Genomic DNA, 19851 nt, shown 5'->3' with positions numbered 1-19851 from the left:
ACCGTGTTTCTTTTATCTCCTACGGCTCAGTCTAGTCCATGCGTCGCCAGTCGGTCACTTGCGCTTTTATGCATAGTTTTTTCGGACACATGGATATTATACCTTTTAAATTCAGCGGCTTAATTCAATTGTTTCCAGCGTTTCGTTAATAGTGATACTATCCTCAACAGAACGGGCCATGGAGCAGTTCTTTCTTGCGAGGGCTAAATTCTTATACAATTTTTCATCATCTAACTGGTATCCTTTTATAATAAAATGCAAATCAATTTGTTCAATCCGGTCAGCCTCGTCCGGGTTACGCTCAACATCTGCCTTTATAATCAAATCTTCAATACTAATCCGTTGTTTCTTTAAAATTTTACGGAAAACCGAGGCACTGCACCCAGCAATCGATGCAACCATCAGTTGAAATGGGCGGAAACCATACGCCTCATCACCAGATATATCCAATTGCCCATACCCCAAATCAATACGCATACCTTCTTCTTTCAAGTGAAAATCCATAATTTATCGCTCCTCTTATTCCAAATTTCTGTCTTTATTACTATCGTACACTAAATGCCACTTAATAATAAAGCATTGACCTTTATTGCGAAAACACGTACATTTAAATCGGAAAAACCGGATTCGCCATCCTAAGAAAAAGGTGATACATATGGTTTCAGTTAAAACAAGATTTTGGATATTAATTGCACTCGTATTCATTTCAGGCTTTTCACAAGGAATGATCCTTCCATTAATGGGTATCATTTTGGAACAAGAAAATGTCTCATCATCAATTAATGGATTACATGCCACAGGATTATATGTAGGAGTGCTCATTGCTTCGCCGTTTATGGAAAAACCGATTCGCAAATATGGATTTAAACCGCTTATCATGTTAGGCGGACTGCTTGTGTTTGCATCTCTAGCCATCTTTCCTTTATGGCAGTCACTATGGTTCTGGTTTGTCCTCCGTGTCACTATTGGAATTGGTGACAACATGCTTCATTTTGGCACACAGACATGGATTACAACGACGAGCGCAAAGGAAACACGCGGAAGAAATATATCATTTTATGGATTATCTTTTGGATTGGGATTTACTGTTGGACCGCTCATGACACGGCTTTTGGAGGTTAACCAGGCTTTGCCGTTTCTGGTATCGGCGGCCCTAAGCTTTGTTGTTTGGTCACTTATGTTCGTTGTCAGAAATACGTATCCTAAGACAGATAATGTAACAACTGCTACCGGTTCCGTAAAACGGTTCATTCAAGCAGCACAAATCGCCTGGGTTGCCTTTTTGCCTGCTTTTGGATATGGCTTTTTGGAAGCGACATTGCACGGTATTTTTCCTGTCTACGGATTGCGTATCGGACATGAAGTGAATATGTTGTCACTAATCATTCCTTGTTTTGCAGCAGGCAGTATTGTTACCCAAATTCCCCTTGGTATATTTAGTGACAAAGTCGGCAGAAGAAAAGTCCTACTGACGGTTATTGCGAGCGGGAGCATCTGTTTCCTTTTAGCAGCATTGTTCGAAACATCAATCATTGCTCTATTTCTTTCGTTTGCTATTTCGGGTATGCTGATTGGTTCCCTATACTCATTAAGTATTACATTTATGACGGATTTGCTGCCGTCGTCCCTACTGCCCGCGGGCAATCTCATGACTGGCATTTCCTTTAGCATCGGCAGCATAAGTGGTCCATTTTTGAGTGGTTTGTTCCTTGATGTTTTTCCAAGTATTTCATTTTTTTACGTTATCATTTTTATGCTCGCCGTTCTTTTCTTTGCCATTTATTTTAAGCGGGAGACAGAAGTGGCAACTTAACTAAAAAGGGTTTGTTGTTTATCATCACATTTGATATATAATGCGACATAATTTTGTATGAGTGTTAAACCGCCGCTGCGGAAATACACTACGCTTTCCGCGGGTGACCCGTGAGCCTCCTCGGACATCCAGTGTGCTCGTCGTGTTGTAAGTGGTTTCAGTGGAGCAGCACTCCTCGCAACTCGTAGCGTACTCGGTGGATGTATCGCTCGTTCCTGTGGGGTCTCACTTTGGCCACTGTTCCCGCAGGAGTCTCCGTGTATTTCCTCCGCTTGTGCTTAACTACATTTATACATAATTAAATCACAAAGAATAATGAACTACTATTTTGATGGTTGATTGGAGTGGAGGCCAGTCGACTCCTGCGGGAAAAGCAACAGCTGAAGATCCCGCAGGAAGCGGTTTTCTTCCGAGGAAGCTGAAGCGTTGCCCGCGGAAAGCGACTGGCTGGAACGGAAATCAACCTAGCACTTACGTCGCATTATATATTTTTTGTGTATAAAAAATAACCTTTTTGCCAGGGGGTGGCTTGGCGAGCATATCGGCCGGGTTGTTTATTCCCCACCTTCAAAAGTGTAGTTCACCCGCGTTTAGAGGTGGGGGATTACAGCCCGTTAATGCGTAGTGTACCTGCTATATTTTGCCTCCATCCGATCCTGTATAAAGGAAATACATATACACACCGGCCAATAGATCAAAGCAACTAATATATATAATGTCATGGCATCAAATTCCCTACCGACGACTATCTGCGTCCGCTGAAACAACTCCGGAACAGTAATAACCGCCGCCAGCGATGTTGCCTTCACAATGTCCATAAACACATTGGTCAGTGGAGGAATGGCGATTCGTGCGGCTTGCGGCAAAATAATCACCCACAACGTTTTCCAGTACCCTAAGTTCAATGCTTTAGCTGATTCCCATTGGCCATGATCAATACTATTCAGCGATGAACGATCAATTTCCGCAATATAGGCAGCACTATTCAATCCAAATCCAAGAGACGCTGCGGTGATTGCCCCTAGTTCAATCCCTACATTGGGAAACCCAAAATATAAAATAAACAGAAACACAAGTAGTGGCGTTCCCCGCATAAATGAAATGTACATGCGCGCAGGCCACCTTAAAATGATTTGTTTCGAGTCACGGGCTAGAGCAAGAAACAAACCCAATACCATACCAAGCGCCATTCCAGCCACCGCAACACCAATCGTTGCCGGAAGCCCTTTGAGTATGAACGGCAAGCTTTCCCAGGCAAGTTTCACATCAAAAATCTTGCTAAAATCAAACCCATTCATACCTTAGAAGTCCAACCCATCGATTTCCCGAATATCACCTTCAGGCTTTATGGAGGCATCTTCCTTGTAGAACTTTTTGGCTAATTTCGTTAGGGTGCCATCTTCTCTCAGCTCCGCAAGCGCGCTGTTTATCTCCCTCGTCAGTTGATCGGCCCCGTCCTGCATTACGATACCTTTTCTTGTAGGGTGAAATTTTAACTCTGGATGAAGCATGATATCAAATTGTGGAAATGCCGCAACGCCAAATTTGGAAAGATAGTAATCATTGATAACCACATCGGTTCTGCCATTATTCACATCACGGAGATATGCTTCATTTGGCGCATTTCCATACGTTTTCACTTCAGCTCCGAATTTACGGGCGATTTCACTGTAAACAGTCGAGGCTGCTCCACCTGCTTTTTTACCTTCTAAATCCTCAAGTTTATGTATACCGGAATAGTCTTCTTCCCTAACGACCATAGTAGTATACGAATATTTAAACGGGTCACTGAAATTAAATTTCTTTTTACGCTTGTCGGTTATGCCCATACCAGCGATGTCAATTCTGCCGTTTTTAACAGCGGCGAGGACACTGTCAAAGCCGATAATTTCAAAATTAATATCCAAATCCAGTCTTTTGCCGATTTCCCGCATCACTTCCACTTCGTAACCTGTTAGCTGTTCCTTTTCCTTACCTTCCCCTTCATAGTACGAAGAAGCAATAAGTGTACCCGGTGTACCGACAACTAGTTCACCGGCATCCTGGATTTCATTCCATTTCTTGTTTCCACTCCCCTCGTCTCCGCTCTCTACATCATTGTTACCACACGCACTCAGAGCGAATATCATGACTAACAGCATGGCTACAGTCATCCGATTAATAACCATACGTGCTCAGCTCCTCTCTTCCTCATTGTGTTATATCAAAAAATCAACATTGATTATAACAGTAAGCTTCCTTTATTTCAATTTTATGAATGACTGTTTTAACATAATAGATTAAAACCAACTAAGTGATCTTGAAGCGCGGGATCTTTAATAGTTATATAAGGGGTAAATTGCTGTATTAGTCATTAGCTGATTTAACAGATTTTTCATTGACATTTCTGCAAAACAACGTTATTATTAAAAAAGATATTAGATTATAATTATTTTAATTTAAGTGATGAATGGCTATATGAGGGCTATTATGAAATATGCTTAATAACTACAAATGATTATTATTATCAATTAGATTAGGGGGAGTGAAAATGGGGGCTGATTTACAAGCCTTAAAACAGACTAATGCAAAAAAAACACAAAAACGCGCTGTTATGCTTCATAAAGTCTATGAACATAGTGAATTAATTGCGGCACTTGTCAGTGGACTTATTATCCTGATTGCTTGGTCGCTTGAAGGTTTTTTGTCACCTGTATGGTGGGTTATACTTCATTTAACCGCGTTTACAGTCGGTGGCTATGCCAAAGCGAAAGAAGGAATCCAGGAAACGATTAAAAATAAAGATCTGAATGTGGAATTGCTGATGATCATTGCTGCAATCGGTGCGGCAGCTATCGGCTACTGGACGGAGGGCGCAATTCTTATATTCATCTTTGCGCTATCTGGTGCACTTGAAACGTATACGATGAACAAAAGCAGTCGGGAGATATCTTCCTTGATGAAGTTGCAGCCGGAAGAAGCGATGAAACTAACTGATGGTGAAGAGGAGCTTGTTCCTGTTTCCGCGTTAGAAGTAGGTGACCACATCTTTGTCCGGGCAGGCGAGCGAATTCCAGCTGATGGTATGATTGTTAAAGGAAGCACCTCAGTTGATGAAAGTGCTATTACTGGAGAATCTGTTCCGGTCAACAAGGCTAACGATAATGATGTTTTTGCCGGTACAGTGGCGCTTGACGGGTCAATTACCGTTAAAATCACGAAACCTTCCAGTGAAACCCTGTTCCAGAAGATTATTCAACTCGTTCATGATGCACAGGATGAAAAATCTCCATCCCAATTATTTATTGAGCGGTTTGAAGGGACGTATGTGAAAGTCGTGTTAGCTGTTGTCGCCATCATGATGTTTTTGCCAACGATTGTTTTCGGGTGGTCCCTTTCTGAAAGTATCTACCGGGCGATGATTCTATTGGTGGTAGCATCACCTTGTGCACTTGTCGCCTCCATCATGCCTGCTACACTATCTGCTATATCAAGCAGCGCTAAAAAAGGCGTATTGTTTAAAGGTGGCGTTCATGTGGAAAACCTTAGCAATATGAACGCGGTTGCTTTCGATAAAACCGGAACACTGACGAACGGCAAACCAAAAGTCACTGATGTCATCACACTTCCCGGTACAGATCATGATTACATTATTGCTGCAGCGGGAGCTATTGAAAAAGAATCTACCCATCCACTGGCACTAGCCATGACAGCATATGCCAGTAAACATGCAGCACATGACTTTTCAGCTATTCCTGTCACCGAAGTTAAAACCGTAAGCGGCAATGGACTTACAGCATCAATAGACGGTGTCAAATGGGAAATCGGTAAAGCATCTTTTGTCGGAGCGGAAAAAGCAGCTGTCTTCCATGATGGCGCAGCAGATCAACTAGCCGACGAGGGAAAAACAATCATTTTTGTGAAAGCAAAAGATACCATTGTTGCCATGTACGCCTTAAAAGATACCATCCGGAAAGATACGAAAAAGACCATTAGCGCATTGAAGAAACAAGGCATTCATACGATCATGCTCACAGGTGATAATAAGCAGACGGCCAATGCTATCGCAAAGGAAGCAGGTGTTGATGAATTCGTTGCCGAGTGCCTGCCGGAAGAAAAAGTAGATTACCTAAAACAGTTGCGCCAACAACATGAACATGTTGCCATGGTCGGCGATGGTATCAATGATGCTCCGGCACTAGCGGCTGCTGATTTAGGCATAGCCATGGGAGAAGGTACAGATGTAGCACTTGAAACAGCGGATGTTGTTCTAATGAAGAACGAACTTCCGAAAATCACTAACGCTATGAACCTTTCCGAGCGAATGAACCGGGTTATTAAACAAAATATTGTCTTTTCGCTGGCTATCATCGGTGTACTCATCATTTCTAACTTCACCCAGTTATTAGATTTGCCATTAGGTGTTGTCGGACACGAAGGAAGCACCATTCTAGTTATATTGAACGGTCTCCGGTTATTAAAAGCGTAGGGCACCCATAATATGAGTGCCCTACTGCTTCCCTTGTACGCTACTCAGGCATACAGTGTTGTTATATTGTACTTCCCAACATAATCAACCAGAAAATTGTTCAGTCTCTGTTGATCCCGCCAAGGCACCTGTGGACGATGTTCCTCCAGAAATGATAGAAGCAACTTCATCAAAGTAACCTGTACCAACTTCCCGCTGATGACGTGTTGCACTGTAACCGAACGCTTCACTTGCGAATTCTGCCTGCTGCAATTCCGAATACGCTGCCATACCATCATCTTTGTATTTTCTCGCAAGATCAAACATGCTATGATTCACCGCATGGAAACCTGCAAGTGTGACAAACTGGAATTTATAACCCATTTCACCCAGTTTTTTCTGGAAATCTTTCATTTCTTGCTCAGTTAATTTACGCTTCCAGTTAAATGATGGGGAGCAATTATAAGCCAGCATTTTATCCGGATATTTTTCATGAATGGCATTAGCGAATTTTCGCGCTTCATCCAGGTCAGGCTCGGAAGTTTCACACCAAAGCATATCCGCATACGGCGCATAAGCCAAACCGCGTGCGATTGCCTGGTCGATTCCGGCTTTCGTACGGAAAAATCCTTCTGACGTACGCTCACCAGTCAAGAAAGGTTCATCGTATGGATCGACATTACTGGTGATCATGTCTGCCGCATTGGCATCAGTTCTAGCTATAATAATTGTTGGTGTTCCCATCACATCTGCCGCTAAACGAGCTGAAATCAAATTACGGACCGATGTTTGTGTCGGTAGCAAGACTTTTCCGCCTAAATGGCCACACTTCTTTTCTGATGACAGCTGATCCTCAAAGTGTACTGCTGATGCACCTGCCTCAATCATCGCTTTCATTAACTCGAACACATTTAACTGCCCACCAAAACCAGCTTCTGCATCAGCGACAATCGGAGCGAACCAATCGATACTATCGTCCCCTTCAGCATAATGAATCTGATCGGCCCGCTGCAATGCCTTATTGATCCGTTTGACAACCTCAGGGACACTGTTGGCCGGATAAAGACTTTGATCAGGATACATTTGCCCGGCAAGGTTAGCATCTGCGGCAACCTGCCAACCACTCAGATAAATAGCTTTTAAACCTGCTTTCACCTGTTGAACAGCTTGATTACCAGTCAATGCTCCAAGCGCATTAACATAGTTTTCATTTTTCATGAGATGCCACAGCTTTTGTGCACCTTTTTTAGCGAGTGTGTACTCAATATCAATCGATCCACGCAAACGAATGACATCTTCTGCGCTATATGGTCTTTCCACACCAACCCACCGTAAATTGTTTTCCCATTCATTTTTGATTCTTTCCATACGCGTTTGTTTATCCATTATTCATTTCCCCCTTTTATTAATTGATCATACGCCGGCAATGTCAAAAATTCCGCAAACTTTTCCTCACTAACCAAGTGACGGAACAATGCAGCCACTTCCGAATACAGAGACCCCATCTCTTTATCAATCAGGCTTTCAACTAGCTCCCTAGTAACGTCACGTCCATCAAGCCACGATGCAATATGTTGGATGCCCGCTGTCATATTTGTATACCATGCTTGCTCCGTAATCTTACCTGAAGGAACTTCCAAAAGATCCTCACGGCAACATTCATTGTTACCGTCGCCCGATCAGGAAAAAGAACGTTGGAATGATGCTGGAATTTCTTGATATAACTAAATATATAATTCCATCGGCCACATTTGCGGCCGGCAGATGATCATGAAATTCATATTAGATTTCATCCATCTCAAATGCTGCAGTAAAACCTCATCATACTGTTTCCACAAATCCCTACGCACATGAACTTAATCATTTTTAGTTAACATATAGACTCCCGAATCCCTTCACCCCCTCTGTTGTAATACTGTTGAATATTAAAATTATTGTTATATAACAACATATACAAAAAAATTAATCCTCTTTCTTTGACAAACAATAATCACATTCCTGTATATACTGATTGTTTACCTCTCCCCCGCAATCAGGACAAGTTGCCATTGTCATTATCATCTTATTCCTCCTTTCTTTTGTATAACAGTTACATGTTTATTTATTTGTTATAGTACAGTTTATGGGATATAAAACAAAAATGCAACCCCTTTTTTAAAAAATTTTGATAAGGGGAATTTTTGGTTATCTGAAATAAATTTTATGAATAAAAAGCAAGACGTTCATACGCAGACTTCTGAGTTAGAAGGTGATTTTGATAATGTTTTTTACTCGCCTAGAAAATGACGACATAAAAAAAGCTGCCACATACGCGTGACAGCTTTTTTCGTGATTAGGTTATATTGCGTTTTCTTAGCGTGGCATTAATGACACCGCCAATCATGATAATGACACCGGTTAAGTAAAACCAAATCATCAAAATAATGACAGTCCCTAGGCTCCCATATGTTGCTGAATAGTTGCCCATGGAATTAACGTAGAAGGAAAAAGCCAGTGAAGCAAGCTGCCAGCCAACCGTTGCAAACATTGCTCCCCATATAACATTTTTAAAAACATGTGTTTATTGGGTGCCATTTTATACAGTGCCACTAATACAATAAAAATAACTACTGATGAAGCCACCCAGCGCAATGCATTCCATACACTTAAGAATGCCTCGGAAGCACCGAAAAAAGTAAAGATATATACACCGATCATTTTCCCAAAAACAGGCAAGAGAAACGCCATGCAAATGACGAGAACCATGGCAAGTGTCAATACAATCGCAATCAGACGCGTCACAATAAATGACCGATCCTCGTCCACATCGTAGGCCCGGTTAAACCCTCGCATAATCGCATTAATACCGTTGGATGCCGCCCACAACGTACCAATGATTCCAATGGATAACAACTGCCCATTTTGGTTATCAACCAGTTCACTGACATTCTGATTGATTAACTCCGGTATTTCACCGGGGGCATATCGTTCAATAAATCCGGTTATATCCTGCGCTTCCAATGGTAAATATCCAACCAGCGTCATGATAAACAATAGGAATGGGAACAAGGAAAGCAAAAGAAAATAGGCAAGTTGAGCGCCTAAACCAAAAATGTCGTCGTCAATTGCACGCCGATACAAATGTTTAACGAATTGCTTGCTTTCCTCCCACATCTTATCAACCTCTCAAGTTTGCTCAACAGTTATTTTTCGAGTTTTTCCGGTTCATTGCCTGTAAACTGGCTCAATGTATGCTCCACTTGTTCAAGTGCATTCATCGCATTGTCAGCACCTGTTGTCACTTGTTCATTAAATTGATTGCATACATCTTTCACAGCCTGCACTGCTTCTGATGGACGTTTCACATAGTATGATGACCCGCTTTTTACATCTGACCATTTACCTTTTGCATAGCTTCTCGCTTCACGATCAAGCAAAGAAAGAAGACCTCCTACAATAGATCCAACGACTATTCCCAAGCACAATTTTCGTTTACCCATAGCTATCGCTCCTTTGATGTTATATGTTGTTTGTTTTCCTGATGTAGTTTAACAATTGGCTACAGCCTTTTGAAACCAATTCATACGTGTAATCGAAGTTTCCCGTGAAGTATGGATCCGGAACATTCTTCTCTTCCACCTCATCGACAAAATCCATCAACTTGGCAAGCGTAACACCTTCCTTTTCAGCCTCCATCTCCTGTAATGCGCGCACATTCTGATCATCCATGGCAATCAAATAATTAAAATCAAAAAAATCTTGCTTATGTATTTGCCTGGATGTCATTCCGTCATAAGGAATACGCTGTCTGTCAAGTATACTTCTTGTTCCTTCATGCGGCCCTTCTCCACTATGCCACGAACCAATTCCGGCTGAATCCACCACAATTCTATCAGATAAACCATCTTTTTTCACCAAATCCCGGAAAATGGCCTCTGCCATCGGGGACCGACAAATGTTCCCAAGGCAAATAAATAACACACGTATCATCTATTCAACTCCTGCTCCAATCAGTCTTTGTATAATGTCATTATAATCGCTGGCGTCTATAAATTCCACTATTCCATGATGATTAGACAATCGGAGCAATACATTTAGCATCATTATTTTTTGCTGAATTTACGTAACTTGCTACATCATACGCTTGCATACGCTCTATTTTCAGTGTTTCCAAAAAGCGATGTGCTTCTTCGGGCGTCTGCTTATCTGCTGTTATCCACGCATCCTCTCGATCCTTTGGTAAAATGATTGGCATCCGATGATGAATATCCTCCATAAAATCATTTGCCGCTTTTGTTAGGATTGTACAAGTAAAAAGTTTCTTACCCTTAAACTCCCATTTATCCCACAGACCAGCAAAGGCAAACAATTCACGATCAGCAAGCCGAATGCGTTTTGGCTGCTTTTGATCTCCGTAACGCTGCCATTCATAAAAACTGTCAGCCACAATCAGACAGCGTTTACGAGCCATTAAACGTTTGAAACTTGGCTTCTCATGGGCTGTCTCACTGCGGGCATTGATCATTTTATATCCGACTTTTTCATCGCTTGCCCATGACGGAACAAGGCCCCAGCTTAAATACCCGGCACGTTTTTCCTTACCATCGTTAATAATCGCCAGTATCTGCTGACCCGGGGCAATATTATAGCTTGGCTGGTATCCGTCAATGGGGCAGGGTATGTCGAATTCCCGTAAAATCTCCGCCTCGTCCGCTAGTAGCGTATATCGTCCACACATAACTTCTCTCCTCCCCTAACAAATAATTTCCATTTATCGTTGTTCCAGTTACGAACAAACAAACTAATCTTTTAAAAGATACTTAAGTCCCACTGATTCGCAATATGCCGAAGTAAACGAATACCGGCAATACTATTACCTTTATCCCCTAGAGCCGGTCCATAAACACCGATTCCACATCCGTCCGTAAATGGCATAATTTCATCTCTTACCCTTGGTGGTACGGCTGCAACAATCCCGCCCGAAACTCCACTTTTGGCCGGAATGCCAACATAGGTAGCAAATTTTCCCGACGCATCATACATTCCGCAAGTCAGCATGAGTACCTTTGTAATCCGCGCCACTTGTCTCGGTATAATTTCCTCCCCTGTTTTCGTATCCATTCCATCATTGGCAAGGACCATTCCTATCCTGGCCAGGTCGTCAATCGTTACTTCAATTGAGCATTGTTTAAAGTACGTTTCCAGTGTAATATTTAGATCTGATTCCAAAAAGCCGACTTCCAGTAAATAATAACCAATTGCCCTGTTACGCATCGATGAATCACGCTCTGACTCATAAACATCAACATTCAAATCAGGTCGGTATCCCAATATTTTTTCAAGCAATTGAAACATAGGCTCCAGTCGTTTGTCTGATGTTTTCCCCGGCAAAATGGATGCTACCGTTATTGCTCCGGCATTGATCAACGGGTTAAATGGTTTCTCCACTTGCCTCATCTCCAGATGCATAATCGAGTTAAAGGCTTCACCCGAAGGCTCCACGTCAACTCTGTCCAGCATATAGGAAATGCCACGCTCCATGCACGCGACAATAAAACTAAGCACTTTGGAAATACTCTGTAGCGTAAACGGAATTTCCGTATCACCAGAACGAATGGACATACCGTTTCTGCCGATGATTGAAATCCCCAAGTCATTCGGATCTGCTTGCTGTAAAACAGGAATATACGATGCAACCTCACCGTCATTAGTATGCTTCCGGTAAAAAGCAACCCAATCATCAACGTATTTTTGCAGCCATTCCTGTGTCTGACCTGTATTCCAGTTGGCTATTCCTTGTACCATTCTATCACCCCTTCTTATAGTAGTATGCCTTTCTACAGAGGATTTTCTGCATGATTTGCTTCACTGATTTATATTCGATAATATTCCTTTTCGAACTCATTCCATGTACTTGGGCTGAAAACAGTCACTTGACATATTTCTTCATTACATTGTGAGAATTTTAATCACAATCCTGGAGCCGGACGTGGCTTAACCTCGCAAGTAAAAGTCATATCGCTAAGTTTTATAGTTTCTTATCCTGTTAAAAAAACCATTGTAAATAGTGCCCGGTTAGTAATCATTTTCCACTTGTTTTTTAAAAGAATCAGAGGTACGATTAAGTCTTGAGCAAAAGTTGTTCAAAAATAAACTTTTTGCTAAGAAGGGCGTCATAACATGAATAAACGAGTTTATTTTTTAATGATTGTTGCATTCGTTGTTGGTATGGTTGAATTAATCATCGGCGGGATATTGGATTTAATCGCAAATGACCTGCATGTCGGCCTCGGCCAGGTCGGTTTTCTAATCACCATCTTTTCCCTAATTTTTGCAGTCGGGGCGCCGATTTTATTGATACTTACAGCAGGAATCGAACGGAAACAACTGACACTTATTTCACTTGCTGTCTTTCTAGTGGGAAATTTGGTGACTGTGTTCAGCCCGACGTATACGGTTGTGTTTATCGGCAGGGTTATTTCAGCATTAAGCGGGGCACTCTTGATTATTTTATGTCTGACAATCGCTCCTTCCATTGTACAACCAAAATACCGCGGACGGGCAATCGGGATTGTGTCGATGGGGGTCAGTGCATCCATCGTGCTCGGTCTTCCAATTGGTCTTATGTTAGGCAATGCTTTTGGATGGCGTTCCCCATTTATACTAATTATTGTGTTAACTGTCCTTTCTATGATCGGCGTCATGTTCTTAATGGAAAAAGTCGATCCTAAGCCATCCAGCCCCATCAAGGAACAGCTGGCGACGCTAAAAAACCGGAGAATATTATTTGGACAAGCCATCACATTTTTCTTTCTGGCAGGTCACACTACACTTTATGCTTATTTAACCCCGTTTGCTAAAACGATCTTAGGTGTTGATGGAACCTGGGTTAGTGTTATTTACATGATCTTCGGAATTGCGGCGGTAAGTGGCGGTGGTGTTGGTGGGTACTTATCCGACACATTTGGCCCGAAACGTACCATCATGCTGACAACGATACTATTCGCTGCAGTCATGTTGATCATACCGCACGCAACATTTGCCATGCCGGTATTTTTAGTTATTCTGGTTATATGGGGAATCATAAGCTGGACATTGGCACCAGCAACACAAAGCTACCTGATTAACTTATCACCGGAAACATCGGACATACAGCAAAGTCTGAATAACTCCGCCCTTCATCTCGGGATCGCGTTTGGTTCCTTGGTTGGAGGTGTTGTCATTGAGCACGGATCTGTTGAACAAAATGAAACCGTCGGCGGGTTATTTATTTTATTTTCCATAGGGGCCGCAATCATTTCCATCTACGGTCAACGACAACCAAAAAAAATGCAAAAATTAAAGGACTGATCAAACGTTTGATCAGTCCTTTTTTGATATTACTATTTTCCGATAAACTGCTGGGTCCAGTGGTTGCCTTGTTCCACATAACCAACACCAATATGCGTAAATTCTGGTTTTAGAATATTTTTGCGGTGTCCTTCACTATTCATCCATGCTTCTACAACCTGTTGCGGTGTGCGTTGACCTTTAGCTATATTTTCTCCGGCTGTAGAATAGGAAATACCAAATTGTTTCATCATATCAAATGGTGAACCATAGTTCGGGCTATTATGTGAAAAGTAGTTACTTGTTGCCATATCACGTGATTTTTCCCGTGCTACTTTGCTCAGTTCAGCATCTACTTTAAGCGGCTCCAGTCCACGTGCTGTCCGCTCCTGGTTAGTGAGTTCAACCACTTGCTGTTCGAATTCATTTAGCTGCTGTGATTGTGATGACGCTTGTTGCTTTTGCTGTTCAACCGGTTGTTGTTCTGCTGGTGTTTGGGCTTCAGGCTGTTCTTTTGGTTGTTCTTGTTTGTTTGTTGTTTGTTCGTCTGAAGGTGCTTGCTGTTGCTCCGACTTATCTTGCTTCGGCTGATCCTTGTCTTCGTGTTCGTTGCTTTCCTTTTGACCATCCCGGTTCCAGCTGACTTGTGGAAAATGTTTATTTAAATAATTAGTGAATCGATCGGATGAAAATTCAGTCCGGCTATCCCCATTAATAGAATAGTAGACTTTTTGCTGATAAGACTGATTTTGTGAATCGGATGTGCTGGCTGATGCAGCAGTTTGAAACGCTCCGCCAAATAATAACGCTGCGGTCATAGATCCTACTATCAATTTGTTATACATGTGTTGCCACCTCTCCCGTTGTTTTTTGTACGACCTTATCGTACCATGCTTTTTTTGTAATATTTTTGGCAGGTGCTTCCAACAGCTGGGCAGCATGAATATCGTTACTATAAAATCAGCGTCATTACAGGGATTCTTTTTGTTTTCACACTGTAAAAGTTGGTATTTTTATTATAAGGTGGAATAATTTTCATGAAAATATATATTGACAACCCTCAGGAAGTGCTTCTTTTGTTACACAAAGTAAGAATATGTAACCAAAATGTTACTTGCAATCCCCTATAATAAAGGCCAAAATACATAAGAAGAGCATGTTTTTTGTCGTTTATTGACACTCGCAAATTGTGGTATACTAGAGAAATGTTATCAAACAAATTTGTTTCTTATTACAACATTAATATTTTACATTGATTCTTTTTTATAGATTTTAATATATCATCATTGGAGGAACATACCATGTTATCAACAGCAGAAATCGGAATTGACCTGGGCACCGCAAATATATTGATATATTCCAAAACAAAAGGGGTTGTTCTGAACGAGCCTTCCGTTGTCGCCATAGATTTAAATACAAAAAATGTCGTCGCTGTAGGTGCAGAGGCAAAAGAAATGGTCGGCAAAACCCCGCAAAACATTGTACCAATCCGTCCATTGAAAGACGGTGTAATTGCCGACTATGATGTTACTGCACAGATGCTGAAAGAATTTTTGAAAAAAGTTAGCAAAACCATCGGGATGTCCATGCGCAAACCGACCGTCGTTGTCTGTACCCCATCAGGAAGTACAACGGTGGAACGGCGCGCAATCCACAATGCCGTTAGCAGTTACGGTGCTAAACATGTCCATCTGATTGAGGAACCAATCGCATCAGCAATTGGCGCCGATTTGCCGGTTGACGAGCCAGTGGCCAATGTCACGGTGGATATCGGCGGGGGTACATCCGAAGTCGGAATCATTTCTTTTGGTGGCGTTGTCTCTTGTAATTCCGTTCGCACCGGCGGCGACAAAATGGACGAAGAGATCGTCAACTTCATCCGCAAAAAATACAACATTTTAATAGGTGAACGCACTGCAGAAAACATTAAAATGGAAATTGGACATGCTGATGAAAATCATGTAGAAGAAACAATGGAGGTTCGTGGTCGGGATATGGTCTCAGGCTTGCCGCAAACAGTCACTGTTTCATCGAAAGAAGTGTACACCGCTTTAAAAGAATCACTCGACCAAATTATCGAGACGATACGCTTAACGCTGGAAAACTGCCCACCTGAGTTGAGTGGTGACATTGTTGATCACGGCATCGTGCTGACCGGCGGCGGAGCACTGTTGAACGGATTAAAAGACTGGCTATCAGACGAATTATTCGTTCCGGTTCATCTGGCACCAAACCCGCTTGAATCGGTAGCCATCGGAACTGGTCGGTCACTTAAGATGATTTCCAAGCTACAAAAAGCCGCAAAATAACAAGAAGTAAAACCGCGCTCCTAGTTTATATGCGCGGTTTTTTCTATCCCATGGCAAGGCACCCGGGCTGTTCGCCTCTAATCCGTCGATATTCCTACCTAATCCGTTGATGTTTGCTCCTAATCCGTTGATGTTCGCTCCTAATCCGTTGATGTTCCTCCCTAATCCGTTGATATCCACTTCTAATCCGTTGATATCCACCTCTAATCCGTTGATGTTCACTTCTAATCCGTCGATGTTACTACCTAATCCGTCGATATTCACCTCTAATCCGTTGATATCCACTCCTAATCCGTCGATGTTTACCCCTGAGTTGTTACTCGTCCTCCTCAAACTTCATCTTACAGACCCTATTTGCCAAAATAAGCTCCATCATCGGGCCAACATCCTCCTTCACAACCCCATGGAATATCCATTTCCATAAAATTATAAAAATAGGTTTACAAATATTTCAGAATAGTATATAATAATATCAATCATGTTGAAGCGCTTCCACGCTAGAACGCATGATATCCTATTCTTCCAAGGCAGAGGTTGCTGTGCAAGCATTCAGCAACCTTCAATTACCTTTTTTAACAAATGATAACTGTTTAATCTGTTTACAGTTCTATTCCAGTTCTGTCCCAGCAGATAAAAGCCAGTTCAAATAGACGAACAGTAAGAAAACTTGGTAAGCGCCAAGCCTTTTAGATGCAGGCGATTACCTTGGTTTCACTTATGCAGTGAGTCTTCTCTACTGCTACAGGTACACTGTCGTTTTTTTGGAGTGGCTTATTTTTTCGTTGGAAAGGAGTGAAGAAATGACCGGAGCACTCGAAAACATCCGAATTCTCGATCTGTCCAGAGTTCTAGCCGGTCCGTACTGCACCATGATTCTGGGTGACCTTGGCGCAGAAGTAATTAAGGTAGAAGCGCCGGGCGGCAGTGATGAGACACGAAAATGGGGTCCCCCATTTCAAAATGGCGTTAGTGCTTACTATCTGTGTGCGAACCGTAATAAGAAAAGCATCACCCTTGATTTAAAATCCGAGGAAGGCCATGAAGCAATTAAAAGTCTTGTACGTGAAAGTGATGTCATCATTAATAATTTCAAAACGGGAACCATGCAGCGGCTTGGACTTGATTATGAAACACTATCCGAAATTAATCCTGGCCTGGTCTACTGCTCGATTACAGGCTTCGGGGAAACAGGTCCATACAAAGACATGCCTGGCTATGACTTTATCATCCAGGCAATGAGCGGGCTGATGAGCATTACTGGGGACAGCGAATCAGGACCGCAAAAAGTCGGGGTAGCCATCACGGATATTTTGACCGGCTTGTATGCTTGTGTTGGCATTCAGGGTGCACTCTTGGAACGGATGCATTCCGGCAAAGGACAAAAGCTTGACCTATCCTTATATGATTCAGCCGTCAGCGCCCTCGTAAACGTTGGCAGCAACTACCTGATGGCCGGGAAAATTCCGGAAGCACTTGGAAACCAGCACGCCAATATTGTCCCGTACCAGACGTTTTCCACCATGGATGGCGAAATGGTCATTGCGGTGGGGAATGATAATCAGTTCCGAAATTTATGCAAAATTTTAGGTAAGCCTGAATATGCATCAGATGAACGGTTCCGGACAAACCCGGATCGTGTGGCCAATCGAGATACGTTAATCCCACTGCTTCAGGCGGTTTTTTCAACCAAGCCTACTGCCTATTGGCAAAAGCAATGCGAGCAAAATAATATTCCATGCGGACCAATCCAGACTGTTGATGAAGTTGCCAATGATCCGCAGCTGAACGAACGGGATATGTTTGTTGATACTGAACACCCAACCGCTGGCGACATTCGTATGATTGGCAGTCCGCTGAAACTTTCGCGGACCCCGGTGCAAACGACAAACCACCCGCCGGATGCCGGTGAACACAATGAAGAATTATTAAAAAAGCTTGGTATAATCAATGATAGTTGAGGAACATTCCGTTTTTTTGCATGAGCAGGTAGATTCCTAGCTGTGAGAAAATTTTACCCATTATATTAGGAGTTGATCACGTGAACTTTCATTTTTCAGAAGAACAGGATATGTTGCGGACAACCGTTAGAAACTTTGTTGATAACGAAATCTTACCATATATTGCTGAGTGGGACCGACAAGGCCAATACGACCCATCCATAAATAAGAAGCTTGCCGACCTGGGGCTGATGGGCGTCTGCATTCCGGAAGAATATGGTGGAAGTGGTATGGACTATAATTCATTGGCCATTGTTTGCGAGGAACTGGAGCGTGGGGACACCGCCTTCCGGACAGCCGTTTCCGTGCATACAGGACTGAATAGCATGACATTGCTGCAATGGGGAACAGAGGAGCAGAAGCAAAAATATCTCGTCCCCCAGGCAAAAGGAGAAAAATTCGGTGCTTATGGACTGACGGAGCCTGCCGCCGGTTCGGATGTCACTTCCTTGCAATCCACAGCCGTCAAACAGGGCGACCATTATATTCTAAATGGGTCCAAAGCATGGATCTCGCTGTGTGATACGGCCGACCATTTCTTAGTGTTCGCCTACACGGATAAGCAAAAACGTCACAAAGGCATTTCCGCATTTATCGTCGAACGGGAATGGGAAGGCTTTGACTCCAAAGCAACCAAAGGCAAACTCGGCATTCGTTCGGGCAACACGGGTGAAATCTTTTTTGACAATGTAAAAGTTCCGAAAGAAAACTTGCTTGGTGACGAAGGTGAAGGGTTCAAAATTGCCATGTCTGCCCTCGACAATGGGCGTTTCACGGTTGCTGCAGGTGCTGTCGGTCAAATTCGAGCATGTTTGGAAGCAAGTCTTAAATACGCGCATGAACGAGAAACATTCGGCAAGCCAATCGGCCAGCATCAACTGGTTCAGCGCATGATTGCCAACATGAAAGCCGGTCTGGAAATGAGCAGCCTGCTTGTGTACCGTGCCGGTGAGCTGAAGAACGAAGGAAAACGCAATACCGAAGAAACGTCGATGGCTAAATGGCAGGCATGTGATTTCGCTAATAAAGCTGCCGATGACGCCGTTCAGATCCACGGTGCATATGGTTATTCCGATGAATACCCGGTCGAACGCTATTTACGAAACTCCAAAGCCCCGGTTATTTACGAAGGAACCAGAGAAATTCACACCCTTATGCAAGCGGACTATGCACTAGGCTATCGTCAGGATAAACCATTAAACAAAATGCTCCCGACGTGGGAAGGAAATCATGCCAAAGTATAAACTTATTCAAAAAGTTGCCGATCTTAAATTATGTAATCAATCAATGGGAATCGACCATTAAAGTATAACTAAAGACATATAAAAAGCCGCATTTTGAGCGAACAATGCGGCTTTTTCCATATCTTCCCTGTTTTAATGCTTCGATGATGTTTTCCTTTTTCACAACAAGCGTATGCGCTATAACCGTGTCCAAATCCTTTACACCATTAACGAATTGCTCAGAAAATCCGTGCCCTGTGAACATTTTAATGTCATAATCCAAGTCTGCTTGTGACAAACCATATGGCTTTTCCAGATTGGCTGTAAAGAAGGAAACAGATAAAAACAAAATAATACTAATAGCAAGCGAAAAAAGCTGAGCTCAAGTCCGCGGAAAGCGTAGTGTTTTTCCGCAGCGGACACTACAATGCAGTCTAGTTTGTCAACCATAGATTTTGGTGTTGATCCTAGAAATTGACAGTATATTTATTTCATCTTATAATATACTTAGAAATAAGGTACCGAGTAGTGTTAAACTACTCGGTCACCGGCAACTACAAACTGCATAAAGTGCAGTTGGCCAGCTGTCTGGCTTGTCTACCTAAAGAAGTAATCGCTGACCTTTGGTGTGGGAGCGGTTACTTCTTTTTATTCAGGTAAACGACAAGCGTGACAATTAAAGTTAACGTAGCTACGAGTGAAATACTGAACTGCGCTACCAAACTAAATGCCTCATATGTCGTCACCTGACCAC

The 19851-nt window shown here is 42.5% G+C and carries 20 protein-coding genes and 1 pseudogene; 6 read left to right on the top strand and 15 right to left on the bottom strand.

Annotated elements, in window-relative coordinates; genetic code table 11:
* Positions 1 to 111: 111 nt before the first annotated feature.
* The gene (locus FFL34_RS12560; protein ID WP_138603734.1) at positions 112 to 504 is read right to left on the bottom strand and encodes an OsmC family protein; all 393 of its coding nucleotides are present in this window, start codon (positions 502 to 504) and stop codon (positions 112 to 114) included.
* A gap of 121 nt (positions 505 to 625) precedes the next feature.
* Between FFL34_RS12560 and FFL34_RS12555 the strand changes: the two genes are divergently transcribed.
* The gene (locus tag FFL34_RS12555) at positions 626 to 1813 is read left to right on the top strand and encodes an MFS transporter (protein WP_325053289.1); all 1188 of its coding nucleotides are present in this window, start codon (positions 626 to 628) and stop codon (positions 1811 to 1813) included.
* Positions 1814 to 2427: 614 nt separating this feature from the next.
* Here the strand turns inward: FFL34_RS12555 and FFL34_RS12550 are convergent.
* Both FFL34_RS12550 and FFL34_RS12545 read right to left on the bottom strand, forming a co-directional pair.
* Positions 2428 to 3111 (bottom strand): amino acid ABC transporter permease, encoded by a 684-nt coding sequence (locus tag FFL34_RS12550; RefSeq protein WP_138603732.1) that lies wholly within the window; start codon positions 3109 to 3111, stop codon positions 2428 to 2430.
* A gap of 3 nt (positions 3112 to 3114) precedes the next feature.
* Positions 3115 to 3981 carry a transporter substrate-binding domain-containing protein gene (locus FFL34_RS12545; protein WP_138603731.1) on the bottom strand — a complete coding sequence of 289 codons (867 nt, stop codon included), beginning with the start codon at positions 3979 to 3981 and terminating at the stop codon, positions 3115 to 3117.
* A 362-nt stretch (positions 3982 to 4343) separates the two neighbouring features.
* Between FFL34_RS12545 and FFL34_RS12540 the strand changes: the two genes are divergently transcribed.
* Positions 4344 to 6281, top strand: coding sequence for a heavy metal translocating P-type ATPase (locus FFL34_RS12540; protein WP_138603730.1), 1938 nt, complete (start codon positions 4344 to 4346; stop codon positions 6279 to 6281).
* Positions 6282 to 6365: 84 nt separating this feature from the next.
* Here FFL34_RS12540 and aceA read toward each other — a convergent pair whose 3' ends face one another.
* The 8 genes and pseudogenes from aceA to FFL34_RS12500 form a co-directional block, all read right to left on the bottom strand.
* A complete protein-coding gene (aceA, locus tag FFL34_RS12535) occupies positions 6366 to 7646 on the bottom strand; it encodes an isocitrate lyase (protein ID WP_138603729.1) in 1281 nt (426 codons plus the stop codon).
* Positions 7646 to 7900 (bottom strand): hypothetical protein, encoded by a 255-nt coding sequence (locus FFL34_RS12530; RefSeq protein WP_171046222.1) that lies wholly within the window; start codon positions 7898 to 7900, stop codon positions 7646 to 7648. Before FFL34_RS12530 ends, aceA begins: the two co-directional genes overlap by 1 nt.
* Complete coding sequence (locus FFL34_RS18675; RefSeq protein WP_234031567.1) at positions 7849 to 7980, bottom strand: hypothetical protein; 132 nt, start codon at positions 7978 to 7980, stop codon at positions 7849 to 7851. Before FFL34_RS18675 ends, FFL34_RS12530 begins: the two co-directional genes overlap by 52 nt.
* A gap of 612 nt (positions 7981 to 8592) precedes the next feature.
* A pseudogene (locus FFL34_RS12520) lies at positions 8593 to 9413 on the bottom strand (YihY/virulence factor BrkB family protein).
* 29 nt (positions 9414 to 9442) lie between these two features.
* Positions 9443 to 9739 (bottom strand): YtxH domain-containing protein, encoded by a 297-nt coding sequence (locus FFL34_RS12515; RefSeq protein WP_138603727.1) that lies wholly within the window; start codon positions 9737 to 9739, stop codon positions 9443 to 9445.
* A gap of 19 nt (positions 9740 to 9758) precedes the next feature.
* Complete coding sequence (locus FFL34_RS12510; protein ID WP_138603726.1) at positions 9759 to 10229, bottom strand: low molecular weight protein-tyrosine-phosphatase; 471 nt, start codon at positions 10227 to 10229, stop codon at positions 9759 to 9761.
* A gap of 82 nt (positions 10230 to 10311) precedes the next feature.
* The gene (locus tag FFL34_RS12505; RefSeq protein ID WP_138603725.1) at positions 10312 to 10977 is read right to left on the bottom strand and encodes an SOS response-associated peptidase; all 666 of its coding nucleotides are present in this window, start codon (positions 10975 to 10977) and stop codon (positions 10312 to 10314) included.
* Between the two features lie 71 nt (positions 10978 to 11048).
* Complete coding sequence (locus FFL34_RS12500; RefSeq protein ID WP_138603724.1) at positions 11049 to 12044, bottom strand: glutaminase; 996 nt, start codon at positions 12042 to 12044, stop codon at positions 11049 to 11051.
* A 375-nt stretch (positions 12045 to 12419) separates the two neighbouring features.
* On the opposite strand from FFL34_RS12500, the gene FFL34_RS12495 reads away from it, so the two are divergent.
* The gene (locus FFL34_RS12495) at positions 12420 to 13589 is read left to right on the top strand and encodes an MFS transporter (protein WP_138603723.1); all 1170 of its coding nucleotides are present in this window, start codon (positions 12420 to 12422) and stop codon (positions 13587 to 13589) included.
* Between the two features lie 32 nt (positions 13590 to 13621).
* Here FFL34_RS12495 and FFL34_RS12490 read toward each other — a convergent pair whose 3' ends face one another.
* Positions 13622 to 14413 carry a CAP domain-containing protein gene (locus tag FFL34_RS12490; protein WP_138603722.1) on the bottom strand — a complete coding sequence of 264 codons (792 nt, stop codon included), beginning with the start codon at positions 14411 to 14413 and terminating at the stop codon, positions 13622 to 13624.
* Between the two features lie 456 nt (positions 14414 to 14869).
* Between FFL34_RS12490 and mreBH the strand changes: the two genes are divergently transcribed.
* Positions 14870 to 15877, top strand: coding sequence for a rod-share determining protein MreBH (gene mreBH / locus FFL34_RS12485; RefSeq protein WP_138603721.1), 1008 nt, complete (start codon positions 14870 to 14872; stop codon positions 15875 to 15877).
* On the opposite strand, the gene FFL34_RS12480 is transcribed toward mreBH, so the two are convergent.
* Complete coding sequence (locus FFL34_RS12480; RefSeq protein WP_138603720.1) at positions 15857 to 16210, bottom strand: hypothetical protein; 354 nt, start codon at positions 16208 to 16210, stop codon at positions 15857 to 15859. The genes mreBH and FFL34_RS12480 overlap by 21 nt on opposite strands.
* A gap of 467 nt (positions 16211 to 16677) precedes the next feature.
* Between FFL34_RS12480 and FFL34_RS12475 the strand changes: the two genes are divergently transcribed.
* Together FFL34_RS12475 and FFL34_RS12470 are read left to right on the top strand one after the other, a co-directional pair.
* Positions 16678 to 17835, top strand: a complete 1158-nt coding sequence (locus FFL34_RS12475; RefSeq protein ID WP_138603719.1) for a CaiB/BaiF CoA transferase family protein — start codon at positions 16678 to 16680, stop codon at positions 17833 to 17835.
* An 80-nt stretch (positions 17836 to 17915) separates the two neighbouring features.
* A complete protein-coding gene (locus FFL34_RS12470; RefSeq protein WP_138603718.1) occupies positions 17916 to 19118 on the top strand; it encodes an acyl-CoA dehydrogenase family protein in 1203 nt (400 codons plus the stop codon).
* A gap of 40 nt (positions 19119 to 19158) precedes the next feature.
* Here the strand turns inward: FFL34_RS12470 and FFL34_RS12465 are convergent, their stop codons facing one another.
* Together FFL34_RS12465 and FFL34_RS18670 are read right to left on the bottom strand one after the other, a co-directional pair.
* A complete protein-coding gene (locus tag FFL34_RS12465; protein ID WP_138603717.1) occupies positions 19159 to 19446 on the bottom strand; it encodes a hypothetical protein in 288 nt (95 codons plus the stop codon).
* Positions 19447 to 19735: 289 nt separating this feature from the next.
* On the bottom strand, positions 19736 to 19843 hold the full coding sequence (locus tag FFL34_RS18670; RefSeq protein ID WP_234031496.1) for a putative holin-like toxin: 108 nt from the start codon (positions 19841 to 19843) through the stop codon (positions 19736 to 19738).
* Positions 19844 to 19851: the final 8 nt, after the last annotated feature.

Source organism: Lentibacillus cibarius (genome assembly GCF_005887555.1).
Taxonomy (GTDB): Bacteria; Bacillota; Bacilli; order Bacillales; family Amphibacillaceae; genus Lentibacillus; species Lentibacillus cibarius.
Note: the sequence above shows the minus strand (reverse complement) of the source record. Positions and strands in the feature narration are given on the sequence as shown.